At 31.2% G+C, this 9,152-nt stretch carries 9 protein-coding genes; 6 read left to right on the forward strand and 3 right to left on the reverse strand.

Going from position 1 to position 9,152, the window contains the following annotated elements; all coding sequences use genetic code 11:
- Window positions 1-431 precede the first annotated feature (431 nt).
- From KQA_RS0213010 to KQA_RS0213020, 3 genes are all read right to left on the reverse strand, one after another.
- Entirely contained in the window at window positions 432-803 is a 372-nt protein-coding gene (locus KQA_RS0213010; protein ID WP_010181836.1) for a hypothetical protein, read from the reverse strand.
- Window positions 804-1,071: 268 nt separating this feature from the next.
- On the reverse strand, window positions 1,072-1,572 hold the full coding sequence (locus KQA_RS0213015) for a hypothetical protein (protein ID WP_010181837.1): 501 nt from the start codon (window positions 1,570-1,572) through the stop codon (window positions 1,072-1,074).
- 244 nt (window positions 1,573-1,816) lie between these two features.
- Window positions 1,817-2,059, reverse strand: coding sequence for a hypothetical protein (locus KQA_RS0213020; protein WP_010181838.1), 243 nt, complete (start codon window positions 2,057-2,059; stop codon window positions 1,817-1,819).
- Window positions 2,060-2,507: 448 nt separating this feature from the next.
- On the opposite strand from KQA_RS0213020, the gene KQA_RS0213025 reads away from it, so the two are divergent.
- From KQA_RS0213025 to KQA_RS0213050, 6 genes are all read left to right on the forward strand, one after another.
- Entirely contained in the window at window positions 2,508-2,819 is a 312-nt protein-coding gene (locus KQA_RS0213025; RefSeq protein ID WP_010181839.1) for a hypothetical protein, read from the forward strand.
- Between the two features lie 78 nt (window positions 2,820-2,897).
- Complete coding sequence (locus KQA_RS0213030; protein ID WP_010181840.1) at window positions 2,898-3,857, forward strand: sodium-dependent bicarbonate transport family permease; 960 nt, start codon at window positions 2,898-2,900, stop codon at window positions 3,855-3,857.
- Window positions 3,858-3,945: 88 nt separating this feature from the next.
- Window positions 3,946-4,620: a TetR/AcrR family transcriptional regulator gene (locus KQA_RS0213035; protein WP_010181841.1), complete on the forward strand. Its 675-nt coding sequence runs from the start codon at window positions 3,946-3,948 to the stop codon at window positions 4,618-4,620.
- 6 nt (window positions 4,621-4,626) lie between these two features.
- Window positions 4,627-6,303: a peptidase domain-containing ABC transporter gene (locus tag KQA_RS0213040; protein WP_010181842.1), complete on the forward strand. Its 1,677-nt coding sequence runs from the start codon at window positions 4,627-4,629 to the stop codon at window positions 6,301-6,303.
- The gene (locus tag KQA_RS0213045; RefSeq protein ID WP_010181843.1) at window positions 6,296-7,657 is read left to right on the forward strand and encodes an HlyD family secretion protein; all 1,362 of its coding nucleotides are present in this window, start codon (window positions 6,296-6,298) and stop codon (window positions 7,655-7,657) included. The genes KQA_RS0213040 and KQA_RS0213045 overlap by 8 nt, the downstream gene beginning before the upstream one ends.
- Before the next feature lie 4 nt (window positions 7,658-7,661).
- Window positions 7,662-9,080 (forward strand): TolC family protein, encoded by a 1,419-nt coding sequence (locus tag KQA_RS0213050; RefSeq protein ID WP_010181844.1) that lies wholly within the window; start codon window positions 7,662-7,664, stop codon window positions 9,078-9,080.
- Window positions 9,081-9,152 lie beyond the last annotated feature (72 nt).

Consider the following 9,152-nt stretch of genomic DNA (forward strand, 5'->3'; position numbering starts at 1 on the left):
TTAATGTCAAAGAAGAAATGGGCAAGGATAACCACCGTATTTGCCCTAAATGTAAAAAAGGTACTTTGCAAATCATCTCTTACTTTGGCGTACGAGGTCCACCAAAGCGATGGTTAGACAAACTAAAGACGACATAAATTTTAAAAAAATTCCATAATAGGGACAGGACAGGTATTGTTTAAACTTAAAGAAAATAGCTCAAAATCAGATTAAACCCCACATAAAACTTATAATCTATAGTAAAGGATTCATTTTTTGCTAGCTAGAGAAGGGGATCAAACAATAAAGTTTTTTAAAAACGGGCTTGTACTTTTTAAAATTAAGGAGCACCCCTCATCACTTTCCCCATAAATCCACCACCGGATCAGTCAACATCGCATTCATCTATAGCCTATCGGCAAGACGAATGCTTTATGTGTTGTATGCAGGTTTTAGTTTTTAACTACCTTAATATTTATTATTTCTATATTCCTCACTTTAAAGTCAGTAGTCGGTATATCATTAGGTAAGGGTTTATAAATGACAGTTGAGTCATTAGTCATATTAGCATTTACCTTAATCTCTAAATAATCAGATTTATATTTTTTATCAAGATTTTTATCAAAATAATATGTAGTATCAATACCATTTTTTATACCTACTAACCATTGATAATCGCCTCTTGTTGCAACAAAGTTTTTAATAAATCCTGATTGGTTGTTTAATGTTTGTTCATTAGCATCATTAAAATTTTCATCTTTTTCACAGCTTATAAGCGAAATGAAAATAATTAGACCAACCAAGTAGTTTCTCGATATTATCATAATTTAGATATTAGAGTTTTATAAATATTAGATGCATAGTTATCGAATTGGTTGCGTTTTACTTGCATACAACGGCTCGGCTATGGTTAGTACGGGAATTAAAAGTAGTGAACTTTCGATTAAGCACTTAGCCAAAACTTTTTATTTTGTTTTATCTTTTTCTTTATAAAGCCAAATCAAAAGATTTGGCGGACTTAGTTAAAAGCTCTAAACTTTGGGTTAAGCACTAAAACCCGTATTAACTATAGCCTTTGTTATGTGCTGGCTTTTACTCAATATTTATATCAAGATAGTCAAATTCAATATTCAGATTGTTTTTTATAAAATCAATATATGTTTTATCTTGTTCTGTCGCAGGGTATTGTCCAACAACATATATTTTCTTAGTTCTTAAATCTTCATCATAATGAGTGTAAAGTAAAATTTGACCTAATGCTTCCTTTATACATTCACTGGCATAAGAAGCAGATTTTACTTCATAAAAACCTAAATAATTTGGTTGAATTAATTTTACGTCTACATAATTTTCTTCTAGCACAACATTTGATTCTCCATAGGATTCAATTAATTGCCTCTGTAATTCTTCCTGAATAATATTGTGTTTTTGTTCAGCTATATATGAACGAGTAACAGTTCTAGATTGGCTAGAAGTATTTCTCTTAGTTGAGCCTTTACGTTTTCTTTTTCCTTGTTTTCTGGGCGATTTCTCTTTTCCTGTTATAATTTCTTTTTCTTTCCCTCTTCCAAATCGGTCATATAATTCCCTCATATAATCATAAACATTTTGATTTGCGGGTTTTTCAGAGATAAGAATACTTTGAATTTCTGAAATCCTTGTGTTTCTATTAGTTTTTAATCCAAAATGATTCGCGATTTTAAAGAGGACATCTCTTTTGTATATTGGAATTAAGCGTTCATTTGAAAATAAGAATGCAACTTTCCATTTGAATAGGTCTGGCAGAATTATATTATCAATCTTTTCTAAATTGCCTTTTTGAGCAAAATCTACGATTCTAATTATGTCTTTTTTTTACGTTTTGAAAAGCTTCTGTTCTATTTTTTCCGTAACCTCTTAGCCAAGAATAAGCTTTGTCATTCTCATAATTTTTCGGTTTTTTATTAGGGTCTTTTCTCTCATAAACTCCAAACTTAATCGAAGTCATTCCTTTAATACTTCCGAGCATTCTAGTTTTAGTCTCAACCCATTGACAAAAAGTGTCTTTATTTCCAACTCCGACATATTCTTGCAAAGTCATTTGTTAAATATCCTCAGTTTGCCAACGTTCTAAAAAATTATCTAATAGCTCTTTCAGCTCATTGGTTGTCATTTGTATCTCGGTGTTTTTTTAGCTTGCACATAACAATTGTATATGTGTACCTAGTTACACATATATCTATTATATAAAGAGCTAATCTAATGGATTTTTAATGCTTTACAAATTATTCGTAATAACTCTAACATAAATTTCTATAGTTTTTGTGGAATTGAGACCTAATAATTATTTAACGTATATAATACCAGTATTAAATTAAAATAAATCTATTACGCATGTATATTGTAGAACGTACATCTCACCCTCTTGTATCCACATTTCTAGAAAATCAAAATTCATAAAAAATATTAATGCATTACATATAAAATACAAATAAAAATTTATTAATCAGTTGTTCCATATTTGTAATGTTCAATTAAAAAACAAAAAAATGGAAACCGAATTATTAAACAACCCACTAAAAATTAGCCAAAAAATTAACCTTATCGATGGTGTTTTTACTCCGCAAGAAGCAAGTGATGTACTTATGGCATTGATAGATGAAAAAATCAATTACCACAAAATAAAAATTTTATCAATTACCGAAGGAGACCTAAATAATGAGTGTGCTTATGATGTTACCAGAATTGATAAACTAAAAGAAGAAAAACAACTAACAAAAGATTTTTTACGATTGGCAAAAGCAACCAATGAACATTTAGAAATTAATGCAACTATTGAAATTAAACTTAAAAACAAATAGTACGTGTTTTTATTTCTTAATCTAAAATTCGATACTCCTTCCCTATTACATCTTAAATTTCATTTTTATTAAAGCTTTATGGATATACACTTATTAATTGATAATCTAACTAACCCTGCTTTACTCTTCTTTTTTTTAGGAATAGTTGCCGTACAATTAAAAAGCGATTTAAAAATTCCTGAAAATTCATCCAAATTTATATCACTTTATTTATTAATCGCTATAGGATTTAAAGGAGGGCAGGAATTATCACATAGCCATTTAAACTTAGAGATTTTTTGGTCCTTAGGCTTTGGTATACTTTTAGCCATACTGGTGCCCATATATACCTTTTTTATTTTAAGAAAAAAATTTAGCATTTCAAATGCTGGAGCTATAGCAGCCTCATACGGCTCGGTGAGTGCAGTAACCTTTGTAACCACTATATCATTTATGGAGTTAAAAGGAATTCCCTTTGGAGGGTACATGGTAGCTGTAATGGCTTTAATGGAAGCTCCCTCAATACTGGTAGGTTTATTATTAATTTCAATATACCAAAAAGAACATAGTAATTTTTCATTCACCGAAGTAATAAAACACGCACTAACAAACGGAAGTGTACTTTTAATTATTGGTAGTTTATGTATCGGTTTTTTAGCTAGCGAAGCCCAAGCCGAAGGGATTAAACCTTTTACCACAGATATTTTTAAAGGTTTTTTAGCCGTATTTCTATTGGATATGGGTATTACTAGTGGCAAAAAATTATCAACATTTATTAAAAAAGGATGGTTTGCTAGTATGTTTTCTATAATTATACCTATAATTAATGGTTGCATTGTGGCCTTAGTTACTAGTTACTTTATTTCTGGAATTGGAAATCGCCTTTTATTTGCTATTCTTGCCGCTAGTGCCTCTTACATAGCTGTACCTGCAGCCATGAAATTAGCTGTACCAAAAGCAAATGCAAGTTTATACATCCCTATGGCACTAGCCGTTACTTTTCCTTTTAATATTACTTTGGGTATGCCCCTGTATTTGTTCATTATAAATTCATTTTAAAAAAAAATAGTTGTCAACTCATAAATAAAAGTTAAACACCCTTTAATTAATAGTAATACTATTAAATTTGTTAGTATAATATTTTAAAATGGAAAGATTACTTATAAATATTAAAATTAGTGTGAACGAAAAAATTTACTTGAAAGATCCTGAAAGTTCTGATCTTGGTAAACGTATTTTAAAGCACAGTATTGAATTAATTCATTCCATTGGCTTTGAATGCTTCAATTTTAAAAAATTAGGTAAAGAAATTGGATCAAACGAAAGCTCTATTTATAGGTATTTTGAAAATAAACATAAACTCCTATTATACCTTACATCCTGGTATTGGGGTTGGTTGGAGTATAAACTGGTTTTTTCAACTAATGGAATTTCAAATCCTAAAAACCAACTAATCAAAGCCATAGAAATTATTTGTGATGTAATTCGTGAAGATTCTAGATTTTCACATATAAACGAAGTGAAGCTAAGTAAAATTCTTATTGCCGAATACAGCAAATCTTATTTAACAAAAGAAGTTGATGATGAAAATAAAGAGGGTTATTTTTCCATTTATAAACGACTTATTATTCGAATCAAAGAAATGATAGGACAAGTCAACCCCAAATATCAATATCCGGCATCATTAGCTAGTTCTATTGTTGAAGGGGCTTTGCATCAACATTTTTTAAGAGAGCATTTCCCTTTAATAACTGATTGTTCAGACACCAAAACAACTACTTCCTTTTATAGTGACTTAGTTTTAAAAACGATACAAAAATAACTCCTTATGGTAACAGAAAAAACCCCTTGGCAACGTTTTACAGGTCTTTTGGAATTAGACAGAAAAGACATTCGACAAATTTTTTACTATGCTATTTTTGCGGGATTAGTTGCTTTAACACTTCCGTTAGGAATACAAGCTATTATAAATTTAATACAAGGAGCTCAAGTGAGTAGTTCGTGGATTATACTTGTTATACTAGTAACTGTTGGTGTCGCTTTTCAAGGTATTTTACAATTAATGCAAATGCGTATTCTGGAAAATATGCAACAAAAAATATTTGCTCGTGCTTCTTTTGAATTTGCATACAGATTTCCTAAAATAAAATTAGAAGAATTAAGAGATCATTATCCTCCAGAGTTAGCCAATCGCTTTTTTGATATCCTTACCGTGCAAAAGGGGTTATCCAAAATTTTAATCGATTTCCCTGCGGCTGGTTTACAAATTGTTTTTGGTCTAATTCTTTTATCATTCTATCATCCATTTTTCATTTTATATGGATTTCTTTTAATTGGTTTAATCTACATTGTTTTCAAGTTAACTGCCAAAAAAGGTATGGATACTAGTTTAAAAGAATCCAAAGGAAAATACAAAGTGGCACATTGGATTCAAGAAGTAGCCCGTTCATTGATTAGTTTTAAAATTTCGAGTAAGACCAGCTTGGTTATGGAACGTAATGACAAACTAACCTTAGACTATATAAATGCTCGCGAAAGTCATTTTAAAATACTTATGCTTCAATTTGCCCAAATGATTGGGTTTAAAATTTTAGTAACTGGTGGACTTCTGGTTATTGGTGGCTTATTGGTATTAAATCAAAAAATGAATATTGGACAATTTGTAGCTGCAGAAATCATTATTTTATTGGTTATTGGTTCCGTAGAAAAGTTAATTAAAGGCTTAGAATCTTTTTATGATGTCCTTACTTCTTTGGAAAAAATAGGACAAGTTGTTGATAAAGAACTTGACCCAGACTCTGGTGTTGATTCATTTATAACTGGTAATGAAAAATTGAATATCGAATTAGACGAAATAAAATATACGACTATCGATAAAAAAAATATTATTCGATCTGCAAACTTAACTATTACCGAATCCGACCGTATATTACTTTTAGGAGCCACAGGTGCAGGGAAAGCTACTTTATTTAAAATTATTTCGGGGATTTTACCCCCAATAAATGGAGCGCTATATGTTAATGATACTTCTATACGCGCTATTTCTTTAGAAGAGTATCGAAAAGAAATAGGCGTTGTACTCCCTGAACAGCTTCCATTTGAAGGTACTATTCTTGAAAATATTACTTTAGGTAATACATCTATTTCTCAGGAACGCGTACACTGGGCATTAAAAAATACGGGGCTGCTTAATTTTGTAAAAGAACAACCCAAAGGAATTCATACACTAATTCAATCCGATGGCTTACATATACCTTACAAAATTGCCAAACGACTTGTACTTGCCCGTGCTATTGTTTCCAAACCTAAACTTTTATTATTAAAAGACGCCTTAGAAGATTTTGAAACCAATGAGGCTAAAGAAATTATTGAATTTTTGATTGACTCAAAACGTCCATGGGCATTATTTGTTGCTAGTCGAAGCTCGCTCTGGGATAATAAATGTAACAAAACAGTTGAATTAAAAGATGGAGTTTTAACATACAAAACAGATACTAATGCTTAATATTTCAAACAATAAATTAGGAAAAAAGGTTCCTTTAGATGGCTTTGAAGCGTATCAGGCAGCTCATAAAACCAGACACTTCAAATATTTTAATCGTTTTTTAGGACTTACAGCCATAGTAGGATTCATATGTCTATTTCTACCTTGGACTCAAAATGTTTCGGGAAAAGGCTTTGTTACTACCCTTACCCCCGATCAACGTCCTCAAACAATCCAATCTCCCATTCCTGGTAAAATAGAAAAATGGTTTATTAGAGAAGGAGATTTTGTTAAAAAAGGAGATACTATTCTTTTTATTTCTGAAGTTAAAAATGAATATATGGATCCCCAATTGGTCGAACGAACCAATACACAACGTGATGCTAAAAGTAAATCTGTGCTTTCATACATTGAAAAAACCAAGGCACTGGATAATCAAGTAAATGCATTGCAAAATGAATCGAGACTAAAATTAAATCAGGCAAAAAATAAATTACAACAAGCCAAATTAAAAGTAATTAGTGATAGTACAGATTTTGTAGCTGTCAAAAACAATTATGAGATTGCTAAAAAACAATACGATCGAACTTTAACGCTACAAACAGAGGGCTTAAAATCAGTGACTGCTGTAGAACAAAAACGCTTGAAATTACAAGAAATGCAAGCCAAATTAATTTCGCAAGAAAATAAGTTATTGGTAAGCCGTAACAATATTTTTAATGCACAAATTGAAATCAGCCGAATTTCAAACGAATATGCTAATAAAATATCAAAATCCAGAAGCGACAAATTTTCTGCCGAATCAAGCCAATACGAAGCAGAAGTACAAGTTTCTAAACTTGAAACACAATCCACCAATTATAGTTTACGTAATAAACTGTATTACATTACCGCTCCACAGGATGGGTTTATAAACAAAGCCATTCGAAGTGGTATTGGAGAAACCTTTAAAGAAGGTGAAAAATTAGTGAATATTATGCCTTCAAAATATGATTTAGCCGTTGAAACTTTTGTGAGCCCTATTGATTTACCACTAATCCATTTAGGAGAAAAAATTCGTGTCCAATTTGATGGATGGCCCGCTATTTTTTTTAGCGGTTGGCCCAATGTATCCTATGGAACTTATGGCGGAAAAGTGGTGGCTGTTGAAACTTTTATAAGTGATAATGGTAAATTTAGAATCTTAATTGCACCAGATGCAAATGATCATAAATGGCCCAATAAATTACGCCCAGGTTCTGGTGCATACACTATTGCTTTATTAGAAAATGTTCCATTGTGGTATGAGTTGTGGCGACAATTAAATGGTTTCCCTCCAAACTATTATACTCCCGAAAAGAGTACTACAGATGCTAACAAAACTAAAAAGAAGTAACCTAATGAACCGATATTTATATCCCTTTTTACTCCTTTGTTCCTTGCTAGTCACCTCTATTAGTTTTGCACAAAACAACCTTTACCAAAAAACAGGGGTTTTTAGCTATCAAGAATTTTTAAGCTTTGTAAAAAAACACCACCCTATAATTAAACAAGCTAATTTAAACTTAAGCATGGGGGAAGCTAACTTGTTAAAATCTAGAGGAGGTTTTGATCCCAAAATCGAAATTGATTATCAAAATAAAGAATTTAAAAAACAGGAATATTACGATATTTTAAACGCCACTTTTAAAATACCTACTTGGTATGGTGTCGAATTTAAAGCCAATTTTGAAGAAAATACTGGAGTGTTTTTAAATCCACAAAACAATGTTCCTAAAAATGGCTTGTATAGTGCCGGTCTTAGTGTTTCTGCCTTAGAAGGTTTATTAATCAATGATCGAATGGCCACACTTAAAAAAGCAAAATTCTTTTTAGAACAAACCAAAGCCGAACGTAGTTTACTTGTTAATGAACTCATTTACCAAGCTACATTGGCCTATTTTGATTGGATAAAAGCCACTACCGAAGAAACTATTTATGATGATTCTTTAAAAAACGCGCAGACCCGTTTTAAAGCGACCAAACGTAGTGTGGAAACAGGTGATAAAGCAGCCATTGATTCTATCGAAGCCAAAATAACACTCCAAAGTAGACAACTTGGTTTAGAAGCCGCTCGCTTAAAAAGAATTAAAAGTGCTTTTAAAGTAAGTAACTTTTTGTGGTTAAATGATATTCCTTTGGACTTACAACCTAACATAAAACCAAATGTTCCCGAAACGACTATAGTAGCCTCCCTGCTCGAAATTAATGATCCTAGAATAGATAGTTTACAGTTGGATAATCATCCAAAAATTCAAGCTTTGAACTACAAAATAAAAAGCCTAAACGTAGACAAAAACCTTAAATTAAACAAACTACTTCCTAAACTTGATTTAAACTATAATTTTATAAGCAGTTCTCCAGAACAAATTGACACGTTTAATCAAAGGGAATACAAAGCTGGTATTAAGTTTAGCACTCCCCTATTTTTGCGAAAAGAACGCGGTGATTTAAAATTAGCTAAGTTCAAATTACAGGATGCTAATTATGAACGTAGTGCACAAAACTTAGCTATTCGAAATAAAATCAATATGGCTTATGCCGAAATAAATTCTTTAGATAAACAATTCAGCCTAATCGAAAAAATGGTTGTGAATTATAAAACAATGCTTAATGCCGAAGAACGTAAATTCTTTTTAGGTGAAAGCTCCCTGTTTTTAGTAAACTCTAGAGAACAAAAATTGATCAATTCTCAATTAAAACAAAATGAAATACAAGTTAAATTATTAAATACACGGGCTAAATTATTTAATAGTTTGGGGCTTACGCCAGAAGAATAAAAGGCTAAAGACTAAAGGCTAAAGGCTAAAGGCTAAAGGCTAAAGGCTAAAGGCTAAAGGCTAAAGGCTAAA

Origin of the sequence: Aquimarina agarilytica ZC1 (assembly GCF_000255455.1) — a bacterium.
In the GTDB taxonomy this organism is placed as follows: domain Bacteria; phylum Bacteroidota; class Bacteroidia; order Flavobacteriales; family Flavobacteriaceae; genus Aquimarina; species Aquimarina agarilytica.